The sequence below is a fragment of the Lysinibacillus macroides genome (genome assembly GCF_001281525.1).
GTDB lineage: Bacteria > Bacillota > Bacilli > Bacillales_A > Planococcaceae > Lysinibacillus > Lysinibacillus macroides.
The window spans coordinates 185674-207217 of record NZ_LGCI01000005.1 but is presented as its reverse complement, the minus strand read 5'-3'; the positions used below and the strand labels follow the sequence as shown (position 1 = coordinate 207217).

18 protein-coding genes and 1 riboswitch are annotated in these 21544 nt (G+C 39.1%); of the genes, 6 read left to right on the top strand and 12 right to left on the bottom strand.

Annotated elements, in window-relative coordinates:
• Positions 1 to 5 precede the first annotated feature (5 nt).
• From ADM90_RS03850 to thiW, 6 genes are all read left to right on the top strand, one after another.
• On the top strand, positions 6 to 1112 hold the full coding sequence (locus tag ADM90_RS03850; protein WP_053993741.1) for an ABC transporter ATP-binding protein: 1107 nt from the start codon (positions 6 to 8) through the stop codon (positions 1110 to 1112).
• Positions 1102 to 1911: an ABC transporter permease gene (locus tag ADM90_RS03845; protein WP_048391965.1), complete on the top strand. Its 810-nt coding sequence runs from the start codon at positions 1102 to 1104 to the stop codon at positions 1909 to 1911. The genes ADM90_RS03850 and ADM90_RS03845 overlap by 11 nt, the downstream gene beginning before the upstream one ends.
• Positions 1908 to 2705 carry an ABC transporter permease gene (locus ADM90_RS03840; protein ID WP_053993740.1) on the top strand — a complete coding sequence of 266 codons (798 nt, stop codon included), beginning with the start codon at positions 1908 to 1910 and terminating at the stop codon, positions 2703 to 2705. The genes ADM90_RS03845 and ADM90_RS03840 overlap by 4 nt, the downstream gene beginning before the upstream one ends.
• A complete protein-coding gene (locus tag ADM90_RS03835) occupies positions 2702 to 3775 on the top strand; it encodes an ABC transporter substrate-binding protein (RefSeq protein WP_053993739.1) in 1074 nt (357 codons plus the stop codon). Before ADM90_RS03840 ends, ADM90_RS03835 begins: the two co-directional genes overlap by 4 nt.
• Before the next feature lie 153 nt (positions 3776 to 3928).
• Positions 3929 to 5125 carry an MFS transporter gene (locus ADM90_RS03830; protein ID WP_053993738.1) on the top strand — a complete coding sequence of 399 codons (1197 nt, stop codon included), beginning with the start codon at positions 3929 to 3931 and terminating at the stop codon, positions 5123 to 5125.
• Positions 5126 to 5200: 75 nt separating this feature from the next.
• Positions 5201 to 5308: riboswitch (TPP riboswitch) on the top strand.
• A 98-nt stretch (positions 5309 to 5406) separates the two neighbouring features.
• A complete protein-coding gene (thiW, locus tag ADM90_RS03825) occupies positions 5407 to 5910 on the top strand; it encodes an energy coupling factor transporter S component ThiW (protein ID WP_053993737.1) in 504 nt (167 codons plus the stop codon).
• Between the two features lie 177 nt (positions 5911 to 6087).
• Here thiW and ADM90_RS03820 read toward each other — a convergent pair whose 3' ends face one another.
• From ADM90_RS03820 to fadH, 12 genes are all read right to left on the bottom strand, one after another.
• On the bottom strand, positions 6088 to 8685 hold the full coding sequence (locus ADM90_RS03820) for a VWA domain-containing protein (protein WP_053993736.1): 2598 nt from the start codon (positions 8683 to 8685) through the stop codon (positions 6088 to 6090).
• Positions 8669 to 10414 carry a vWA domain-containing protein gene (locus ADM90_RS03815; protein WP_053993735.1) on the bottom strand — a complete coding sequence of 582 codons (1746 nt, stop codon included), beginning with the start codon at positions 10412 to 10414 and terminating at the stop codon, positions 8669 to 8671. Before ADM90_RS03815 ends, ADM90_RS03820 begins: the two co-directional genes overlap by 17 nt.
• A gap of 11 nt (positions 10415 to 10425) precedes the next feature.
• Positions 10426 to 11301: a DUF58 domain-containing protein gene (locus ADM90_RS03810; protein ID WP_053993734.1), complete on the bottom strand. Its 876-nt coding sequence runs from the start codon at positions 11299 to 11301 to the stop codon at positions 10426 to 10428.
• On the bottom strand, positions 11298 to 12293 hold the full coding sequence (locus ADM90_RS03805) for an AAA family ATPase (RefSeq protein ID WP_053993733.1): 996 nt from the start codon (positions 12291 to 12293) through the stop codon (positions 11298 to 11300). Before ADM90_RS03805 ends, ADM90_RS03810 begins: the two co-directional genes overlap by 4 nt.
• Positions 12294 to 12304: 11 nt before the next feature.
• Complete coding sequence (locus ADM90_RS03800) at positions 12305 to 13711, bottom strand: hypothetical protein (protein WP_053993732.1); 1407 nt, start codon at positions 13709 to 13711, stop codon at positions 12305 to 12307.
• A gap of 12 nt (positions 13712 to 13723) precedes the next feature.
• On the bottom strand, positions 13724 to 14569 hold the full coding sequence (locus ADM90_RS03795) for an ABC transporter permease (RefSeq protein WP_053993731.1): 846 nt from the start codon (positions 14567 to 14569) through the stop codon (positions 13724 to 13726).
• Entirely contained in the window at positions 14566 to 15501 is a 936-nt protein-coding gene (locus tag ADM90_RS03790) for an ABC transporter ATP-binding protein (RefSeq protein WP_053993730.1), read from the bottom strand. Before ADM90_RS03790 ends, ADM90_RS03795 begins: the two co-directional genes overlap by 4 nt.
• Positions 15498 to 17894, bottom strand: coding sequence for a hypothetical protein (locus tag ADM90_RS03785; protein ID WP_053993729.1), 2397 nt, complete (start codon positions 17892 to 17894; stop codon positions 15498 to 15500). Before ADM90_RS03785 ends, ADM90_RS03790 begins: the two co-directional genes overlap by 4 nt.
• 740 nt (positions 17895 to 18634) lie before the next feature.
• Positions 18635 to 19522 carry a LysR family transcriptional regulator gene (locus ADM90_RS03780; RefSeq protein ID WP_053993728.1) on the bottom strand — a complete coding sequence of 296 codons (888 nt, stop codon included), beginning with the start codon at positions 19520 to 19522 and terminating at the stop codon, positions 18635 to 18637.
• Between the two features lie 68 nt (positions 19523 to 19590).
• Positions 19591 to 20031, bottom strand: coding sequence for a cyclic-di-AMP-binding protein CbpB (gene cbpB / locus ADM90_RS03775; RefSeq protein ID WP_053993727.1), 441 nt, complete (start codon positions 20029 to 20031; stop codon positions 19591 to 19593).
• 218 nt (positions 20032 to 20249) lie between these two features.
• On the bottom strand, positions 20250 to 20489 hold the full coding sequence (locus tag ADM90_RS03770; protein WP_053993726.1) for a hypothetical protein: 240 nt from the start codon (positions 20487 to 20489) through the stop codon (positions 20250 to 20252).
• Positions 20490 to 20552: 63 nt separating this feature from the next.
• Entirely contained in the window at positions 20553 to 21320 is a 768-nt protein-coding gene (fadH, locus tag ADM90_RS03765) for a 2,4-dienoyl-CoA reductase (RefSeq protein WP_053993725.1), read from the bottom strand.
• Between the last annotated feature and the right edge of the window lie 224 nt (positions 21321 to 21544).

Genomic DNA, 21544 nt, shown 5'->3' with positions numbered 1-21544 from the left:
CATCCATGACAACCAATTCAATTATCCGCTTTGAAAATGTTTCAAAGTCTTATCAAGACGGAACCGTCGTCTTAAAAAATATCAATTTGGAGCTGGAAAAAGGAAAATTTTATACACTCCTTGGCCCTTCCGGTTGTGGTAAAACAACCATTTTACGAATTATTGCAGGATTTACGGAACCTACAACAGGAAATGTATTTTTCCATGATAAAAAGATTAATGCAGTTCCTGCCAATGAACGTCAAGTTAATACTGTTTTTCAGGATTATGCGCTGTTCCCTCATTTAAATGTGTTTGAAAATGTCGCATTTGGCCTACGTATTAAAAAGCTTCCTGAAAAGGACATAAAAGAGCGTGTAGCTGAAGCCTTAAAGTTTGTCAATTTGGCAGGCTATGGCAATCGTGAAATCGCTGAAATGTCTGGTGGTCAGCGTCAGCGTGTCGCGATTGCACGTGCCATTGTCAATGACCCTGAAGTGATTTTACTGGATGAGCCACTTTCAGCTTTAGACTTAAAGCTACGTACAGAAATGCAATATGAGCTACGTGAATTACAGCAACGTCTTGGCAAAACATTTGTCTTTGTTACACATGATCAAGAAGAAGCACTTGCCATGAGTGATGAAATTTTTGTCTTAAGTGAAGGACAAATTCAGCAGTCAGGTACACCAGTGGATATTTATGATGAACCGATTAACCGCTTTGTTGCTGACTTTATTGGTGAATCCAATATTGTACCTGGCGTGATGATTGAGGATTTCAAGGTTGAATTTGCTGGCAAAGTTTTTGAATGTGTCGACCAAGGGATGAAGCCAAATGAAAAAATAGACATTGTCATTCGACCAGAAGATTTAGAAATGACAACGATTGATAAAGGCAAACTTGTGGTAAAAGTGGATACACAATTATTCCGAGGAGTACATTATGAATTATCCACATACGATAAAGATGGTAATGAGTGGCTCGTCCATTCATTGAAGAAAGCAGAAGTAGGGACTGAGATTGGCTTAGACTTTGATCCTGAGGCGATTCACGTAATGCGCTTAAACGAAACAGAGGAAGAGTTTGATAAACGATTAGAATCGTATGGAGACGATGAAGATGCAAACTAAAACATCAAAATCAGCGTTATTTCCATATGTGTTATGGATTGCCTTTTTCGTTATCGCGCCAATTGCACTCGTGGTCTATTATTCCCTGCTTGATTTACATGGCAACTTTACGCTCGATAACTATAAAGCGTTCTTTTCTTCTGTTTACTTAAAGATGACTTTGAGCTCGTTTTGGTATGCATTTTTAATTACATTCTTTACACTATTAATTTCATATCCAACTGCTTATTTCTTAACGAAGACAAAACATAAGCAGCTTTGGCTTCTACTTATTATTATTCCTTCATGGATTAATCTTTTATTAAAAACGTATGCCTTTATCGGCATCTTTGGATTATACGGACCTATTAATGCATTTATCGAAGTATTTGGCTTCGATCCAAAACAAATGCTCTTTACCGATATTAGCTTTGTCTTTGTGTCGGTCTATATTTTTATTCCATTTATGATTTTACCGATCTTCAATTCTTTAGATCGTTTAAACCCAACACTCATTTATGCAGCACGTGATTTAGGTGCTTCGGCTTTTACAACCTTCCGTCGTGTTGTTTTACCATTGACAATGGATGGCGTTAAGTCTGGTATTCAAGTCGTCTTTATCCCAGCCCTATCCCTGTTCATGATTACTCGCTTAATTGCTGGGAACCGTGTCATTACCTTAGGTACAGCGATTGAACAGCAATTCCTTGTGACACAAAACTGGGGTATGGGTTCCACTATTGCTGTATTCTTAATTTTATTCATGGTGATTATCATGCTAATTACGGGACAAAAGGATAAAGGAGGTCGTGTACGATGAACAAGCTATCTGCATCAGCCAAAGTCTATTTAACGATTGTTTTTATCGTTCTCTATGCGCCAATCTTTTATTTAATCTTTTACTCGTTCAATAGTGGCGGTTCCATGAATCATTTTGAATCCTTTACTTTAGAGCATTATCAAGCTGTTTTTGAAGATTCACGTCTTCTCGTTATATTAATTAATACGGTCATCGTGGCACTACTTTCTGCTCTCATTTCTACTATTATTGGTACGCTAGGAGCAATTGGAATTGTGACGGTTAAGGATTCTAAAATGCGTAATACTTTATTATCCTTAAACAATGTCTTAATCGTCAGCCCAGACGTAATTATCGGGGCTAGTTTCTTAATTTTATTTACAATGGTAGGCATTAAACTAGGCTTTGCATCTGTTTTATTAGCCCATGTCGCATTTAGTGTACCGATTGTTGTACTAATGGTTTTACCAAAGCTACTAGAAATGAATAACTCATTAATTGATGCAGCATTAGATTTAGGGGCAACGAAAAAAGACGTTATGATGCGTGTCATTCTTCCTTATATTCAGCCAGGTATATTTGCAGGCTTCTTCCTTGCCCTTACGTATTCATTAGATGATTTTGCTGTGACATTCTTTGTAACAGGTAATGGCTTCAGTACATTATCCGTAGAAATCTATTCAATGGCACGTGCAGGAATTTCTCTAACGGTAAATGCGATTTCTGGTTTAGTATTCTTTGTTACGGTTTTAGTTGTTGTTGGTTATTATTTCATGACAAGTCGTACGAGTAAAAGAATGGAGGGGCATCGATGAAGTCACTAATTCAAGCTACCATCGCCATCCTTGTCGTTTCAGCCCTTTTATTCTATGCGGCTGACACCTTAAGTGCAGGCGGCGGTAAAGGTGGCAAAAACACATTAACCATTTTTAACTGGGGTGAATATATTGACCCTGATTTATTAAAAGCATTTGAAAAAGAAACAGGCATTCATGTCATCTATGAAACCTTCGATTCCAATGAAGCCATGATGACAAAAATTCAGCAAGGTGGCACTGCTTACGATATTGCTGTGCCTTCTGAGTATATGATTGAAAAAATGAAGGAAGAAAATTTATTGATTCCCTTAGATAAAACAAAGCTCCCGAATCTAAAAAATATTGACCCTTATTTTTTAGATTTGCCATTTGATGATAACAATCATTATTCAATCCCCTATTTCTGGGGAACAGTAGGCATTGTTTATAATCCAAGCCTTGTGGGTGATTTAGATTTCACCTCTTGGGAAGATTTATGGGACCCTTCCTTAAAACGTAAAGTCTTTTTAGTAGATGGTGCGCGTGAAGTCATTGGGATGGGCTTAAATAGTCTTGGTTACTCACTGAATTCATTAGATGACAATGAACTGCGTGAGGCTACTAATAAGCTAATTACACTTGCGCCCAATGTAAAAGCGATTATCGGCGATGAGATTACACCACTGATGATTAATAATGAAGCAACAGTAGCTCTTACCTGGTCTGGGCAAGCTGCTGATATGATGTTTGAAAATGAGGAGCTAGACTTTGCAGTACCTGAGGAAGGCTCCAATTTATGGTTTGATAATATGGTCATTCCAAAAACATCGAAAAACATTGATGGCGCACATGCCTTTATTAACTTTATGTTAAGTGCTGATGCTGGTGCTCGAAACGCTGATTATGTAGGTTACTCTACACCTAATATTGCTGCGATGGACTTAATGGATGAAGAGGTTGTCACAGACGAACGCTACTACCCTTCTGAGGAGCAACGTGATACATTAGAGGTCTATAAAAACTTAGGACCTGATTATTTAGGGAAATATAATGAATTATTTTTAGAATTTAAAATGAGCATTCGTTAACAATTGTAAATGGTCTGTCGAGAAAATTTTGCGCGCTCGGCAGATCTTTTATTTTATAGATAATGATGCTATTTCAGACTTTCAACCGATACAATGAAAGGTTAGCTTATGATAGACTGTAGTATATTTGGTGACAAAAAGGAGAGTTAGTTAATGACCCAGCAAAAGTCTAATAAGGCGGCTTTATATATTTTAATGTTTAATATGTTTATCACAATGGGCAGTATTGGTATTATTATTCCTGTTATGCCAGAGTATTTAAGAATATTTGGTGCAGCAGGACAAGTTCTTGGCATGTTGATTGCAACATTCGCCTTAGCACAATTTGTATTTTCTCCGATTGCTGGGAATCTTTCGGATCAGTATGGTCGAAAAAATTTAATTATTTTTGGTCTTATTCTTTCAGGGCTTGCACAAATTGGCTTTGGATTTTCTACAGATGTATGGATGCTCTTTATTGCTCGCTTTTTAGGTGGTCTTGGCTCCGCATTTGTAGCACCTCCTATTATGGCCTTTGTAGCAGACGTGACAACATATGAAGAACGTGGAAAAGGGATGGGTATGCTAGGGGCTGCTATGTCTCTTGGCTTTATGATCGGTCCTGGAATTGGAGGCTTCTTATCAAAAGTAAGCTTGCATTTCCCATTCTATACTGCTGGCGCTGCGGCTATTTTGGCAGCACTCTTATCCTTGTTCTTACTACCATCCACTAAGCCAAGCGCAGTACAAAAAAGCCAAAAGCAAGACAACCTTGCAAAGCAAATGGCCCGTTCTGTACATATGCCTTATTTCGTTATGCTCATTATTATGATGGTATTCTCATTTGGCATCGCTAATTTCCAAACAACTTTATCATTATTTGTCACAGAGAAATTCAATTATACGCCTGGTGATATTGCCATTATTTTAGTGGTTGGTGGTGCATTTGGCGTCGTCGTTCAAATGTTTGTGATTACACCACTCTTTAAACGCTTAGGGGAAATGAAGGTTGTCTTAATCAATTTATTCGTTGCAGCTGTCTCTATTTATTTAATATTATTTGTCTCAGGATTTGCACTTATATTAGTTGTAGCAACGATTTTCTCAACCGCTACAACATTAATTCGCCCTGCTGTTAATACACTAATTTCTAAGCTTGCTGACAATGAGCAAGGGTTTGCTGCTGGTTTGAATAATGCCTATATGAGTCTTGGCAATATGATTGGTCCAGCGTTAGCAGGCATTCTCTTTGATTGGAATATGAACAGCCCTTATATTTTTGGTGCCATTATTTTATTATCCTGCTTCTTCCTTGCTCTGATTTGGACAATAAAAAAAGCACCGTATCTTATGCAGCCTGATATACATTAATGGAAAAAAGTCTTTGACTATTTTTTGAAATATGGTATGTTAAGGTTGTTCTACTAAAAATATCAATAATTCATTTATTACCACTAGGGGAGTCTTTACGAGGCTGAGACGTATATGATTATATACGGACCCTTTGAACCTGATCTAGTTCATACTAGCGGAGGGAAGTGATGCTACTTGCTTATGCTTATTAAGTATGTATATGCAAGGTCGCTTCCTGCTGTTTAAAGGAAGCGGCCTTTTTATTTTTCTAGTAAACATTATCTAAAGGAGTGCATTTCATGTCTATTCGAAAATTAACAATTATGGCTTTACTGGTAGCAATAGCTATTGCAGGCTCTACCTTTGTCTCTATTCCAACGGGGATTGCACGTGCCTATCCTGTTCAGCATGCAATCAATGTTATTGGAGCTATTATGCTTGGACCTGTACCAACTGTTATCATTGCCTTTGTGACAGCGATTATTCGTATTTTTATAGGGACAGGCTCTTTATTAGCTATTCCTGGAAGTGTGATTGGTGCAGTATGTGCTGCGCTCGCCTATAAAAATAGCCATAAAATGTGGTTAGCTGGCATTGGTGAAATAATTGGAACAGGTATTCTTGCTTCACTTATTGCAGTGCCTTATGCCCAATTATTAATGGGCACATCTGTAGCTGCATTATTTTTTATGCCAGCCTTTTTAACGTCAAGTACCATTGGAGCTATTTTAGGTGTTGTCGTTGCAAGTAGCTTACAAAAAACGGTGCTTATAAAACATTTTAAATCCTCACTGTATGAATAGTTAAATAGATTTTAATGTACTTCTGGGGGATTTTTGATCACTTGACTCCTTCTTTTGAGCGAAACGTCACCCTTTTTGATCACTTACTCTCCACTTTTGAGCGGAGCTTGATCACCTCCCTATAAAACAATAAAAAGCAGTGCAAAATCCTACCTCTTTGCACTGCTTTCTTGCCTACTATGACCGCTTTTTCATTCCCTTTAATAGCTGTGCTACATTTGTATCCTCTGCCTGGACAGGCTGTTGCTCACCATGAGGCTCTTTGTGCTTCGACTTAGTGAGGAAGCTCCAGCCAAAACGTCTAATGGTAATATCCATAAAGAATAACAGCATCCCTGCTAGCATAAGCCATCTCGTAATGTTTTGACGATCTGCTCCCTTTTGTGTAAAATCACGGAAAGCATCCTGAGGTTCTTTTAAAACAGTACCACCTGTTTGCTTCGCTAATTCCTCTACTAATGACTCATTCACTGGATGTAACTCATATTCAGCACTATAAGGAACACTTAGCCCTGCCTGGTAAATAGCCTGCTCCTCATCAGCAATGCGGAAGAAAATCAATCCAGGTTCTGTTTGTACTGATGCACGAACTTGAGAAGCAGAAATGGTTTCTAACTGTGTCTCTAGCTCTTCTCCTGCCTCATTAACCGCTACAATATCTAAAAACGCGGCCTCATTTGTAGGGTCTGTAATCATAAATGAACCATCTGCGTCTAATCTTACATCATAGGCAACGTCATTATAGCTTGGTAGCATTTGTGAAATAAGGGTTTGCCAAAATGTCCCCCAGTCCTGCCACCTTGCCCAATCACCTGTCCATTTACCTGTTGAATCAGATGTAAAGGCAAATGTTTTACCAAGACCATATTGCCACTGCGCTAATACAGGGTCTTCCTTCTCACTTTCTGCGACCACAATAGCACCCTGCTTTGCTGTTGTACCAATGTAAGCATTCATTTGTGGGACGCCGTTGGCAAACAGTGAATTCCATCCTACTGCATTATAAATCGCTGGATAGAATGGATTATCCTCAATATAAGTACGAGAAATCATAGCCGTTTCGCGAGATAGAATAGAAGGAATCGTTTGCTCATCTATGACATCATAGAAGCGCCCACTGCCCATCTCACTCAATGCTTCCAGTAAATTTGCATCAGCATCTTGCCCAATCGCTACTGTTGATAATGTAATACCTTTATCCTTTCCATCAGAGATTAAATCCTCGTAATTGCCTGCTGGGGATTGTCCATCTGTTAATAAAATTATATGTTTACGTTGTAGCTTTAGATCTGCTAAATTTTCATAGGCTTTCCCTAATGACGTATAGATTTCTGTACCACCACCTGGTGTAACGGATAAAATCGTATCCACTGCTTCTTCCTTGCTGCTAAGAGGCTTTGTTTCAATAATTTCCCAAGGACGATCATCAAAGGCAATAAACCCTAATGTATCTTCATCTCGCAGCAGTTCAACTGATCGTGCCGCTGCCTCCTTAGCAAGCTCTAGCTTGGCTCCGCTCATACTACCAGAACGGTCAAGCACAATTACTAACCCTAATGAAGGTAATTGCTCTTTCCCCTTAATTTCCATCTCCACAGGCAATAATGCTTCAATTGGTGTTTTAAAATAACCACCTAAGCCAAAGCTATTTTCTCCACCAACCATTGTAAAACCAACGCCAAAGTTTTTCACAGCTTGCTCGATGACATTCATTTTTGCCTCACCTACTAAATGACCAGGCACATTATCAAAAATAATCGCATTGTATTGCAAATAACTGGAGAGCTCATTTGGCAGACTGCTGGCTGCTATAACGTTATGGGATATGGATTGACTGCCAAGTGCCGCTGCAATGGGTGAAGCTGTATCATAGCCATTGACAATGAGCAAATGGGGTTCACTTTCTACCATTGTGACGCTTGTTAATTTATTATTTTCAAAAATCGCATCCTGCCCCACCTGCACAACGGCTTCGTATTTTACAAGCCCCTCACTAATTGCTGCATGTTTATAGGTAAAAACATTGGAGCCCTCAGCAAGCTCCACTGCCTCGCGATGAATCAGCTCATCATTTTCATATAATAATAGCTCACCCTGACCTGCTGCTGTTGCTTGAATTTCTGTTACCAATTGTTGCTGCTCTCCTACATAAGCAACCTGTGGGGAGACAAAGCTTTTTAGTGATACATCATTGACTACAGGTTGACCAAAAGGTACAACATCCACACTAATATTGGACCCTTCAAACTTTGTGGCAAATTCTAAGGCATCTCCCTTTGTTTCATTGCCATCTGTTAGTAGTACAAAACGTGTAGCTTTTTTGGGATCAACAATTCCTGAGGTAAGCTGTAATGCTTGTTCAATATTGGTTTGATCTGTTGCTTTTATTTCTGTTAGTTTTGGTACTTCCTTTAATGTGTTCGATAAAATAGCTTCTGTTTGTAAAGTAGAAGAAAAGGAATAGATAGCCACAAGCTGTTGCTCCTTTTTCACTTGTAAGCTTTCCTGGATAAATTGAACCATCTCATCTTCTGTACCGTTCATAGAAGCTGAACGGTCTATTAAATAAACAATTTGTTCTTCTTTAATGGGCAATAATAGATAAGGCCCTGCAAGTGCAAACACTAAACAGCCTACCGCCACCATACGTATAACAAGTACAACCATATGGCTCTTTTTAAGCCGTTGACGCTCACGCCAATACGTCCAGCCAAAATACATAAACAAGGGAAGTAATAGCAACAATGCTACTGGCATTTCAATTCGTAAATCCACGACGTCGTTGCACCTCCCATTCTAAAACAAGCAATACTACTATAATAAGAATCAGCCAAGGGACAAAAGAAGCCTTTGATACTTCTTCCTTTCCATTATCGGCAATATCACCGAGTATATAGCTTGTTCCTGGTGTAATCACACGCTCCTGTGCTTGTAGTTGCACAATCAATTGCTTTTCCTCATTATTTGAACGTACTTTATACACACCTGGCTGCTGTGGTGCTAGTAACATACCATTTGTCACAGAGGATAAAAATTCATCCTGTTGCGAATAAACACTCCAATCGCCTTGTACTAAGGCTACTGCACGCTGTTCATTTGGCGTAAAAATGCCAAGTGAGCCTGTTGACTCAGATAGCTGCTGCTCAACACTCCATAAAAATAGTGGGAATGATGGATGCAAAGGCCAATCCGTATCAGCAATATCCGCCAATATAACAATATCACCTTTAGGCGAGCGTTGTATAAATGGCTGTTCCCCAATAGAAGCAATGGTTTGGTAATCAGTAAAGCCTGGATAAACAGCGCTGACATAGATATCCTTTAAGTCACTAAAAGCAAATAAAGCATCATTTGTTGTGCTGACTGTGCCACTTGCTGCCACTTTTTCAGCATCATCGCGACCGAATAAGACAAGCGGTTTATCCATCTTTTCTAGTAATGCTGCTTGCTTTGTAATAATGGTAGCATCCTTGTTATCCGCTATTTGTAAGGGTGGAACCATTTTTATATCACTATGGATTGCTTGAAATCCTTTTTGAATCAATTGATGCAGACTTTGGTCTATCACAAGCTTTGCAGTGGTTGTTTGCAGCAATACCGTTTGTTCATTATCAATGGCATAATCATCTTGGGCATCAATACGAGCCATCATTGTTTTGTCGAATGGTAAATCTTTAAAGGTTTTTGTAATCATTTCATTTGGAGGTAACACAACACTGTCTGCTACAAGTTCATTCCCTTCTGCATTTTGCAATGTCAGTGTCACTTCTTGTTCTTGATTGGTATCATTATGAAGCTGTACAAGTGCCATAGTAGCCTGCCCATCCGTGGTTGCAGCAAAACGCGTCATCGCTATATTCGTTAAACCCTTTGCTGCACCTCTTACTAGCCATTTTACCGAGTCTTTTTCCATCGGTAATTGCTGTTTATCGAGTGTATCTGTAAAAACATAAACAGAGGTTGGTCTATCTCCAACAAATGCCTGCGCTACATCAAGTGCTTTATTGATTTCAGCAGTTTCATAGGTTACTTGTAAATCTTCAATCGCTTTCTTCATAGCCTTCATGTTTGTTTCCTGCTGTAATATTGCTTTTGGGGTAGCACCTGTTGTAATCAACGTCACAGGTCTTCCGTTTAGCTCATCAATTAATGCCAGCATTTCTTCTTTATGTGTATCAAAGGTTGATGTCCCTTTGCCTGCCAACATTGTTGCTGACGTATCGACAATAAAGATTGTTTGTGTACCAACGATGGTTGATTTTTTTACGTATGGATTCATTAGTGCCAATACAAGCAACAACAATGCAAGTAGCTGTAAGTAAAGTAGGGCATTTTTTTGTAAATGCTTTAAATAAGGGGATACGCGTGTTTCCTGCATGATTTCAGACCAGAATAGTGTCGATGAAACAGTCTGATCTGTATATTTTTTACGAAAGAAATAATAGAGTAGGACAATGACCGGGATGATGGCCGTCCAGCTAAATATCATTTGACTAAAGCCCAATACGGCTCACCTCACCTAATCCAATGTGCTTTTACGAACTGCTGAAAAATTGCATATTGCAAGCCATCTTCCACTTTCAATTGTAGTTTTCGAATCCCAAAGCGACGGCAAATGGCTTCAAATTCCTCTTCATGTAATAAACGTCGTGCATGATAGGTATCTAATACTTTCGAGGACATGGTCACATTCACATCATTGCCTGTTTCACGATCAAGAAGACGAATATCACCTGAGTAATGTGGTGCAAGCTCTTCTTGTGTAATGATTTGCACAATGCGCACATCACCAGCATAGCGCGGCAATCTTTTTAACAACTGCTCCCACTCCTCGATCGGCTCTAATCCATCTGTGACAATAAATAATACTGTACTATCCTTCGGCAAGACTTTTAAAGCGCCCTGTGCAAAGCTACCCGAATAGCTTGCTTCCTCAATATCTGTCACTACCTGCAAAAAAGCACGACGATACATGGCACCTTTACGTCGAAATGGCGGCTTTATATCCTCCTGAATAAATGAAAAAGACAAACGATCATCTCGACCAAGCACCATTAAACCCAGTGAAGCTACTATTTGGCGGGCAAATAGCCATTTAGCATCCTCCCCCATTGATTTTGTAGCATCGAGTAAAATATGTACGCGCATCTCTTGCTCATCTAAAAAGCGTTTAATAAAATATTTATCCGTCCTTGCAAAGACGTTCCAATCAATTTGACGTACATCGTCACCTAAATGGTATTCTCGAAAATCCGAGAAATCAAGGGATGCCCCGAAGCGTTGCGAACGGTGTGAGCCCTTATGCTGCCCACGTAGTTTGGAGGCCGTTGCTACTTGAAAGCGACTAATTTTCGCTAACCAATCTTCAGGCAATAAATACTTTGCTGTCACTGGTTAACACCTTGCTGTACTTTTTCCAAAATGACATCAATCACATCATCTGCTGTTTTTCCTGAAGCCTCCCCTTCATAATTCAACAGCATACGATGACGTAATACTGGCTTAGCAACAGATTTAATATCAGCAACCGAAACATGGAAGCGACCATTCATCAGTGCTCTTGCTTTGGCTAATTTAATTAAGCTTTGCAAGCCACGTGGACCACTGCCGTACATTGCATATTGCTTTACCACATCAAGCGCATCTGGTCTTTCAGGGTGGGTAGCTACCACTAAATCTGTCGCAAACTCCAGCATTTCATCTGCCACAAGGACCTCCTTCACCATTTGCTGTGCCGCGAGAAGCCCCTCTGTATTCATTAGCTTTTGTAAGCCAATTTCCTGAGCACCTGTTGTACGCTTCATAATTTCCATTAGCTCATGTTTTTCAGGGTAGGAGACAAGAATTTTACAAAGGAAACGGTCCATTTGTGCTTCAGGTAATGGGTACGTTCCTTCCATTTCAATCGGGTTTTGCGTCGCCAACACAAAAAATGGTCTTGCCATTTTTTTCGTATCCCCTAAAATGGTTACCGTTTTTTCACCCATCGCTTCTAGTAGCGCACTTTGTGTTTTTGGAGTTGCACGGTTAATCTCATCCGCTAAAACCATCTGGCTAAAAATAGGACCCGGCTGGAATGTAAATTGCTGCTTACCATCTGGTGTACGCTCAATCATGCTCGTCCCTGTAATATCTGCAGGCATTAAATCAGGGGTAAATTGAATACGTGAAAACGATAAGTCCAGCACCTCGGAAATTGTACGAATCAGCATTGTTTTCCCTAGACCCGGTAAGCCCTCTAATAATGCATGACCATCTGCTAGCACAGCATACAACGTATAATCAATCGCCTCTTCTTGCCCTACAATAAAACGATGAATTTCTTCTTTCACTTGCTGTAATTTTGTACTCATTTCTTTATACTGCTGCTCTGTAAATGCCATTGCTTCTCCTCCTACTGCGACTCAATTGATGTGAAATACGATTGCACAACATTTTGTAAATCCTTTGGTAACTGTAAACGCTCTGAGCTTTCTAAATAGCTATCTTTATAGGAGCCTATCACTTCTTCATATGGTCTGATCGTACCTTTTGTAATTGGACCATTTCCTTGTTGTTCAGATACATGAGAGCCGTCCCCTAAAGCTCCACTATCCACAGACGTTTCACTTGATCCACCGAGGCGATTGGGTGTTGTTAACAAATCTCGACTGCCTTGGCCAACGCCAGCTCCTTGGCCAGTGCCTTGTCCGCTGCCCTGTCCTGAACCTGAGCCGCTTCCTTGTCCCTGCCCCTGTCCTTGACCATTACCCTGACCTTGTTGTTGACTTTGCCCAGCGCCTTGCCCACTTTGTTGCTGTGAACCATTTTGCCCGTTATTTTGATTTGCCTGCCCTGTTTGACTGCTTGACTGGGAAGGATTAGATGACTGCTGATTGTTTTGCGAGCTATTTTGTTGATTATTACTGGCATTATTAGCGCTGGCAATTGCATTTTGCAAGGAATTACTTGCTGGTTTACCAAGCTTGCTCATCGCTGTTTGTGTAGCATTTGCATTTTCAGTTAATCCCTGCTGCATTTGGGCTAGCTCCTTTAGCTGTTCAACCTCTTCCTTCGATAAGCCTTGGCCTTCAGTAGCTTCTGCTTGGCTAGCTGTTTGCTTATCCTTTAATTGTTGTTCCTTTAGGGCTAGCTCCTTTTGTTTTTTCACCATTTCTCGTAATGCCTCTTCCGCTGTTTCGGCCTCTTTTAATGTATTTTGCAGCTCTTGCAATTGTTCCTTCACTTCTTTTGTTTGCGCTTTTTTCTCCAGCTCAGCTACTTCCTTTTTCATATCCTCTATCACTGCCTGCTCTTTTTCAATCTGAATTGCTTCAATTTGTGTAGCTGCTGGGAATAGATAAAGAATGGCTAGTACCACCGTTGTGACAAACAATCCGATAAACGCTTTAGGGCGAAAAAGGGATTTCTTGCGAGCCTTAAAATCCATAAATGCTTTTTCAACTTTTTGGCTAGCTTGCACTACTAAAGCCTGAACAAGAGGGTCTTGATCATCCTTAAATGATAGGGCTGTCACAAGCTCATTATGTGGAAAATAATTATCCAGTGTATGCAAGGCTTCTTGCTCTTTTATACGTCTCCACCATAGATAGGCCATTGTTGCAATAATAACGACACCAAAGATAGTAAACGCTACTTGACGATAATAAGGCCAGACAAATAATCTCGAAAGGATAACGAGAAAAGCACTCGAAAGCAATGCCAAAAACAAACCATATTGTGCAATAGGAATACTTCGTTCAACTGTTAAACTAGTCTTTGCACGCTGAATATATTTTCGTAATTGCTTACGACGCTCCATTGTAATTCCTCCTCATCGGTTACTTTTCATATTGGCACGTAATTTTTTAATCGCAATTGTTAAACAAAGTACAGTTATCGCTATATAAACAATTAAATAGGTGAGCCATACAGGTAATTCCACGCCTGAAAGCATGGCCAATGCATCCCCCATATCTGAGGAAACCAATGTTAACATCAATGCACCTGGATTAATAGCTGCCCAGAAATAGGTCATAAAGGAACTACCTGCTCCAGCAGCATTCCCCATCTGATGAAAGGCTGTTGTTAAAAAGAAGAAAAACGCTGTAATACCGCCTAAAAAAATAATGGAGCCATATGTAGCAATCATGGCAACTATGGTTTTTTTCGTAATAGTTGAAAACATCACACCAACACTACCAATCGCCACTACCGTCACTAAATAAAAGAAAACAATTGATGCAAGCTGCAAAGGGGAAACACCGCCGAATAGAAATACTAAGCTATACAGCGGTAACCCTGCAATTAACATCAGCACTAGAAAGGCGACAGACGATAATAATTTTCCAACAATAATTTGTGTCGAACTTTGTGTTGTGGTTAATAAAATATTTAATGTTTGCTTTTCACGCTCACTACTAATTGCTCCTGCTGTTAAACTAGGTGTAATAAAGAGTACTAATGCCATCTGTAAAATCGTTAAGATCGTGAACATCATAAAGCTCATTTCTGGTCTAAAAAATCCTTTGCCAGTAAATCCAGTTGTCAGCAATAAAAACCCTACAACAAACACACAAATAACGGCTAAGTAAAACATTAACCCTGAAAAGCTTTTAAAAGAACGGAAGCGTAACTTCAATTCTTTGACAAGCACTGGATTATAGAACCTTCCCATCATTGACTGTCCGCTCCCTTCGTAATCGCCATAAAGACATCCTCTAAATCCTTCTCTTCCTCCCTTACTGCATAAATTGGTAAATCAGCTAGTATGGCTCTTTTCAGTAAGGCTACCTGCTCCACATCTGTGCCACGATAGTTAAAGGCGATTTCTAAACGGTTATCGATGATATCAATAGACGAAATCGCTGGATCTTCCTCTAAGAATGCACGTACATCTGCAAGACCATCTGTTACTTTTATCACAATACGCTTTTCTCCCTGAAGCTGGGCCTGAATAGCTGCTACATTGCCATGTGCAATTAATTTCCCATTATCTATGACACCAATCTCATCACACATCTCTGCAAGCTCAGGTAAAATATGGGATGAAATAAGAATCGTTTTTCCCATAGTTTTTAAATTGCGTAAAATATCTCGCATTTCCACACGAGCGCGTGGATCCAACCCTGATGCTGGCTCATCCAAAATCAATACCTTTGGATCATGGATAAGCGCTCGTGCTAAACATAATCGCTGTTTCATCCCACGGGATAATAAATCTACATATTCATAGCGTTTATTGGTTAAATTCACTAGCTCTAATAGCTGAGGAATCAATATTTGACGTTCAGCTAAAGGAATACTGTAGCTCGCACCATAAAAATCTAAATACTCCTCAACCTTTAACTGATCATATACACCAAAGAAATCAGGCATATAGCCAATTTGCTTGCGCACTTCCTTTGGCTCCTTCACTACACTTTTCCCATTGATAAGTGCATCGCCAGACGTGGGTGATAGCAATGTCGCTAAAATTGAAAAGGTTGTGGATTTCCCTGCTCCGTTAGCCCCTACAAAACCAAATACAACCCCCTCATTCAAGGATAGATTAAGGTGATCCAGTGCTGTAAAGGAGCCGTATCGTTTCGTTAAATCACGAATTTCAATCATTCTTTTGCCACTCCCTTCAGCTCTATTCCTGGTAATTTTGTCTGCTCTCCTGATGGATTTGGTCCATATTGGATTTCAAGTCGTAGCTCACCCTCTGCATTAAAATACTTCGAAATTTGCTCTGTCAGTACTTGCTTTGTGTCGACCAATGGTTCATAAGTATCGGTTTCATTATTCCAAAGTGACAGTTGCATACGCTGAACATCTTTATTTGAAATTGTCAGCTCATCCAGTGATTGCACATCATTCATAAACTGATCTGGCATCATAATCGTTACCTCATGCAAGCCCTCTGATAAATACCAATTATTTAATTCCCCTTCCATTTTATCAGCATATCCATTTGTTGTTAGCGAATTTACTGTATACGTAAAATGATTAAGCTTCATTGTAAATGGACCTGCTAGCTCAACATTTCCATTAAATGGTTGTATGAACACTGTGATAGGGGACATACTCGCACTTGTTTCAAGTTCAACTCCAGCAATCACCTGATCAGCCCACGCTATAATAACAGGCTGTCTATCATTTTCTACAAGCGGTAACGCTAAGTTTTTCATTCGTTCAATACGCAGTGGTTCCACATCTTCTGTCTTGGTTGGATAACTATAGTTGTAATTATTATAGCTAGATGGATTTTGCAGAATGGTTGTTTTAAATTCCTTGTTTACCTGTAATGTGCCATTTGGTTCAATATCGCCCAGTTTGACCTCTTTTGTACCAGAGATTAATGTAGCGTCCTTTAAAGCAAATGGGAAATTATTTTTAATCGTTCCTGTTAGCTTTTCATTTTTTAAAGTAATATCAATATCCATCTTGCCAATATTTTGTGCAGCGGTTTTTCCGCCAAACGATTGGACAGACCAATAACTTAAATCACGCAATGTTAGGGTTGAACCATTCGCATTTTCTTTAATATAGGACGATTCATGTAAATTGCCCATATTACCACCTGTAAGGTCAATGGAACTTCTTGTTGCTATCGCTGTTGTCTGTTGATCTGCATTCACAACAAAATCACCGCTACGATTCGTTAAGATGGATTCTATATAATAGCCATTTACACTGCTATCCTCATTAACCTTATAAAAGGCAGATTGTTGAACCTGTGGCTGTACAATACGATCTTTGGCACCAATAATAAAGAGGGCAATCGACATCACTATGGACAGCACAGGAATAATCCACCATGCATGTTCACGCTTGTCCATTTTTTTCAGCACAATATAAAGAATTGGCCCAATGATTAAAATATAAAGAATAACAACGATCAGCATATAACTAACGGATACTTCAAACGATGGAAATAATTCATTCACATCGCGAAGTTCATACGACATTCGCTCAAGCGGAGATTGTCCCTGTTTCATCATACCTTGCTGTGCAATGCTTTGGAGATTCACTACTTTTGCGATCAATGCAGCATAGCCATCCATGGAAGCGAGTGGTTGATCACCTAAAGAGAAAGCTGTTTGAATAATTTCTCCACTGCCAACTTTCTTCTTCGAAGCTAAAATTGTCTCGTTGTCTGTTAAAACTGATAAGCTTCCTTCATTATTAGTCGCCGCATACATGGAAATCGGCTGTGTAAAAATACCGCCGCCCGTTAATTTTGTTAAGGTTTCAGCAGAAATTGACATCATCTCTTGGGATAAGGAGAGCGGTAAATATTCTTGAAAAATGCCTGCGGTTGCCTCCACTTGATCGGCTGCACCTAGCAGTAAAGTACCACCTTCCTGTACCCAGCCTAGTAAAGCCTCCTGCTGCTTTGGTGTTAAATCAGCGATCGCTACCTCATCAATCACCATAATATCTGCCATCGCTAGTTCTTGGACATTCTCTGGAAGTGTATAATCTTTTAATTGATTGAGATGAAAAACTTCCAAATTATTTTGGGGAACCAGTGATGCTAAACGTAAATAGGCTGCTAGACGATCACTTTTATCTGTTAATGTATAAATAAATGTTGATGCAGGGTCTAAAAAATTTGCCTGCAGTTGTTTAGTACCTTTATAGGCCACCTTTTTACCCTGTTCAATGCCACCACGATAAAAGGCAAATAAATCACCTTCCATGTAAGTATAGTTAGAGCCATCTAAATAAAATGTAAAGGTCTTTTCTTCACCTGCTGCTAGATCAATTGGCACAACACGTGCTGATGCAATCTCATAAGAACCGGCAGTATTAATTGCCATATCCCCTGAGAAATCTTCACCATTATTTTTTATGGTCACTTGTAGTGGCACTGCTGATTGAGCTTTAGCTTTTCCTGACATACCTGCTGTCGCTTTGACCTCTAGTGTCGCAGCCGCCTTTACCTGTGTTAAAGGCATTATTAAGCTAATCGTTATCATGGCCAATAAAGCTAGTGCCGTTATTTTTAACTTTTTCAAATGCTCAACTCCTTGTTATGTAAATACATGGTTACATAATTATACGCTTTCTAGTGCATTTTGTTCCATTTCTTATGTTATCTTCATGAATATTCATAAACTCTTAAGAATTAAGTGATAGTCTAGAACAAGCCAGCAGTACAGCGAAATAGAGTAATATAAGGAATAATTCTCGCTTAAAAACAAAAGGCTTGAAAGGAGTTTTCTTCCTAATTCAAGCCTTCTTTTGATGAGCATTTTGATGTATCGATTTCCTTGCTTCCTCATAACAAACTAGATTTTCATTACAGTTGAACACCTTCCGCAAGTATGGCTTCAATCAGAGTTACTACCTTCTACTCCAATCAACAGAGGGAATCTTTGTAGCACAGGTTTGCTACTAGCAAATATGCCTAATAATAGTCAATATTTTTATCATCCTATGCATGAACAAATAATAATCTATGGATTGTAGCGCATACACATACTATCTTTCTCTCATTTCTTAGTTGCCATGATTTCTTCAAAATGCTCGCCAATCCCTGTGAAATGACCTTACATTTTTCTAATAAGCCATATACTTTCTTCATCTACTCCTTTCCTCGTTTTTTAGCTTCTTCCAAATCAACCACGCACTCTTTTCGCTCAAACACACCATTATAATAACAATCACCATATCACTAACTAGCTATTACATAATGCATCGGGGCACTAAAATTTACACAAGTAAAAAGGCAATTCCAAAATATCTTGGAACTGCCTTACTTTGTATAGTCAAATAAACAGCGAGCATGGTCTTGCACCACTTCCACAAAAGCTTCAACCTGCCTTAACTCAAACGAAGATTCATAACCAATTAGCCAAGTATCACGAGTAATGCCAAATTCTTTTTCATCATTGGTTAATGGAATTTTATGAATACCATCATGGTCGTTTAATGTAATGGAAGGTAATATGGCATAGCCAGTACCGTTTAAGGCCATTTGTTTACAAATTTCAATTTGATCGACTAATATTTGTTTTCTTGGATTCGAGGCAAAATGCTGCTGCCACCATTGCTGAATTTCCTGGTAATAATTCGAATCGCTTTTGTATTGAATAAAAGGACGCTCTGTCGTTAGTACATCTTCAATTGTATTCAATTCTTTATCTACCAAATAAAGCGTATCTCTAAAAAGGTGTATCTTTTCTCCCTTCCAGTCCACCTGTCCACGTACAATGCCAACATGTGCCTCACCATCATAGAGCGACTTAATAATCTCAGAGCTCCAGCCAGTCATCAACGATATTTTGGCATCAGGATATTTAGCAACAAAATCCTTTAATATTTTAGGTAGCCAGTTCTGCCCGACAATGGATGCACAGGCAATTTTCAACGTTCCATTAACCTTTGTTGTTAAAGATTGAATCGTTTCGTAAATTTCCTCTTTTTTTGCTAGCATTTCCTTTGCATACGCAATCACCTGTTCGCCAGCAGGTGTCGCAGTTAAACCCTTTTGTGAGCGAATAAAGAGCTGTGTACCCCAGTCTTTTTCAATTGTTTGTAATCGCTGTGAAAGAGCTGGTTGGGATAAAAATAGACGTTCTGCTGCTTTTCGCATATTACGTTCCTCAGCAAGAATTTTCAAAATCTCTGCCTCTGTTGCCATCAATCTGTAAACCTCCACTACAAGCAAAGAGGGCCTCGTGATCCATCACTGAGCTCCCTCTTAAACTATTACTCTTTTTGATAAATATGTTTTTTCAACTGCTTTAAAATAACACGTCTTGTTAATATGCCTGCAAATGTTCCATCCTCATCCACTACACATAAAAAAGCGTGGTTAATGACTAAATCTAAAGCACGCTGAAATGTGTCCGTTAACTTTATGACAGCGATTTCTTTTTCCATAATAGTGTCAACTTTAATATCAGGTAACTTCTCATATTCAATATGTTCGAGGCCAAGAATTGATTCTGTTATCATTTTTATGCTAAGTAAGCCTTGAAGTCGATATTTCAAATCTAAGACAGGTATGGACGAATACCCTGTACGCGTTAGTACAAGGAGTGCATGTTCAGCACTATTTCCGCTTTGTACATGTGCAACTTTTTCAGAGGAAATGATAAAATCACTAATTGGCATTGCTAATAAGTCTTTGCTGTTAGTTGAAATCATGAACTTCTTCTCCTTTTCTGTCCTCACTATGCAGAACAGTCCTTCTCCTTCATCATATCATAATTTTTCTATTTATGACCATGGTCAGGACGAGAAGAGTTTTCGAGAATAACGAATTATTTTAACGGCTTAAACAAAAACTACATATATCCTCATTCAGTGCTGTACCATTACTTCATAATGATTTCACCACTGAAATGAGGATTGTTTATCACTATCTAATAACCAGCCTTACTCCAATAATAAAAAATCATAATCCCTAAAAAAAGTAAAAAAATTGCATATACCCATACAATTGGGTTTAACATTGTTGCATATTCTTCAACTGTTTCTGAAATGGGTGTATCATTTTCTGATTTCCGTTTAGACGTCATTTTTGCAATTTTCAACGTGGAAACAAACGAAATGACAGTAATAATGATACCCGCAATAAGAGCTGGTATTAACCACATATCCATAGGCGAAACTCCTTTCTTTTCCCTTAGTATGCGTCAACCCAGCTCTGCATTATGCAACTATTTTTAGAATGGATACTGATTCAGCCACTGACCACCGTCTAATGTGACACATTCTCCGTTCATATAGCTTGCTTTATTCGACATAATAAATGTTGCTAAATCTGCTATCTCCTCTGGTGTACCAATACGACCTAAAGGCACTGATTCTAATGTACGAGTGGCAGCCGCCTCTGACTCCCACAGCTTATCTGCTCCACCTGTACGCTCAATGGGACCTGGCGCAATGGCATTAACACGAATACCATACTGTTTCCCCCACTCTACAGCCAATGTTCTTGTTAATGATAATACTCCAGCTTTAGCCGCAGCCGAATGAATAACACCTGCACCTGCATTCCAAGCATAAGTGGCAACCATATTCAAAATAGATCCTTTGATTTTATGCTCAATCCAATACCTACCAACTGTAGAAGAACAGAAAAATGTACCATTTAACACAATATCCACTACAGCCTTCCAGCCATTTGGTGATAGCTCCTCTGCGCGTACGATAAAATTACCAGCAGCATTATTGACAAGTCCATCCACCTGTCCAAATTTTTCAACAGCAAAGGCCAGCATCGCCTCTGTATGTTCTGGCACACGCACATCCATTTGAAAGGTTTCAATTGAAGCCCCAGCCTCTGCAATAAATTGTTTCGCTTCAGCTAAACGTTCCTCATTACGCCCAGTTACTACCACATTTGCGCCTTCAGCCACGAATTGCTTCGCCATATAAAGGCCCATACCGCTTGATCCACCTGTAATAATAATCGTTTTCCCCTGCAACATATCATTTCCCCCTTTATTTAAAAATGAATGGCTATTCATTAGCATTTTACTATATATTCTCGAATATGTCATATTAATTCTACAAAAATCTTACTTTATTTTTAGACTCCCCACCAAAAGTGTGCTTAACTATTTATTTCATTACAGATGCATAAAAAATTTATATCTGCCACTTTGCTTTCGATATAATATATTTGCTAAATCCACATAAAAAAGAGCTATCC

What these genes read in the sequence shown, in the direction of transcription:
- ADM90_RS03850 (WP_053993741.1), top strand. Translation starts at nt 6, where the DNA reads ATGACAACCAATTCAATTATCCGCTTTGAAAATGTTTCAAAGTCTTAT.
- ADM90_RS03845 (WP_048391965.1), top strand. Translation starts at nt 1,102, where the DNA reads ATGCAAACTAAAACATCAAAATCAGCGTTATTTCCATATGTGTTATGG.
- ADM90_RS03840 (WP_053993740.1), top strand. Translation starts at nt 1,908, where the DNA reads ATGAACAAGCTATCTGCATCAGCCAAAGTCTATTTAACGATTGTTTTT.
- ADM90_RS03835 (WP_053993739.1), top strand. Translation starts at nt 2,702, where the DNA reads ATGAAGTCACTAATTCAAGCTACCATCGCCATCCTTGTCGTTTCAGCC.
- ADM90_RS03830 (WP_053993738.1), top strand. Translation starts at nt 3,929, where the DNA reads ATGACCCAGCAAAAGTCTAATAAGGCGGCTTTATATATTTTAATGTTT.
- thiW (WP_053993737.1), top strand. Translation starts at nt 5,407, where the DNA reads ATGTCTATTCGAAAATTAACAATTATGGCTTTACTGGTAGCAATAGCT.
- ADM90_RS03805 (WP_053993733.1), bottom strand. Translation starts at nt 12,293, where the DNA reads ATGGCATTTACAGAGCAGCAGTATAAAGAAATGAGTACAAAATTACAG.
- ADM90_RS03800 (WP_053993732.1), bottom strand. Translation starts at nt 13,711, where the DNA reads ATGGAGCGTCGTAAGCAATTACGAAAATATATTCAGCGTGCAAAGACT.
- ADM90_RS03795 (WP_053993731.1), bottom strand. Translation starts at nt 14,569, where the DNA reads ATGATGGGAAGGTTCTATAATCCAGTGCTTGTCAAAGAATTGAAGTTA.
- ADM90_RS03790 (WP_053993730.1), bottom strand. Translation starts at nt 15,501, where the DNA reads ATGATTGAAATTCGTGATTTAACGAAACGATACGGCTCCTTTACAGCA.
- ADM90_RS03780 (WP_053993728.1), bottom strand. Translation starts at nt 19,522, where the DNA reads ATGGCAACAGAGGCAGAGATTTTGAAAATTCTTGCTGAGGAACGTAAT.
- cbpB (WP_053993727.1), bottom strand. Translation starts at nt 20,031, where the DNA reads ATGATTTCAACTAACAGCAAAGACTTATTAGCAATGCCAATTAGTGAT.
- ADM90_RS03770 (WP_053993726.1), bottom strand. Translation starts at nt 20,489, where the DNA reads ATGGATATGTGGTTAATACCAGCTCTTATTGCGGGTATCATTATTACT.
- fadH (WP_053993725.1), bottom strand. Translation starts at nt 21,320, where the DNA reads ATGTTGCAGGGGAAAACGATTATTATTACAGGTGGATCAAGCGGTATG.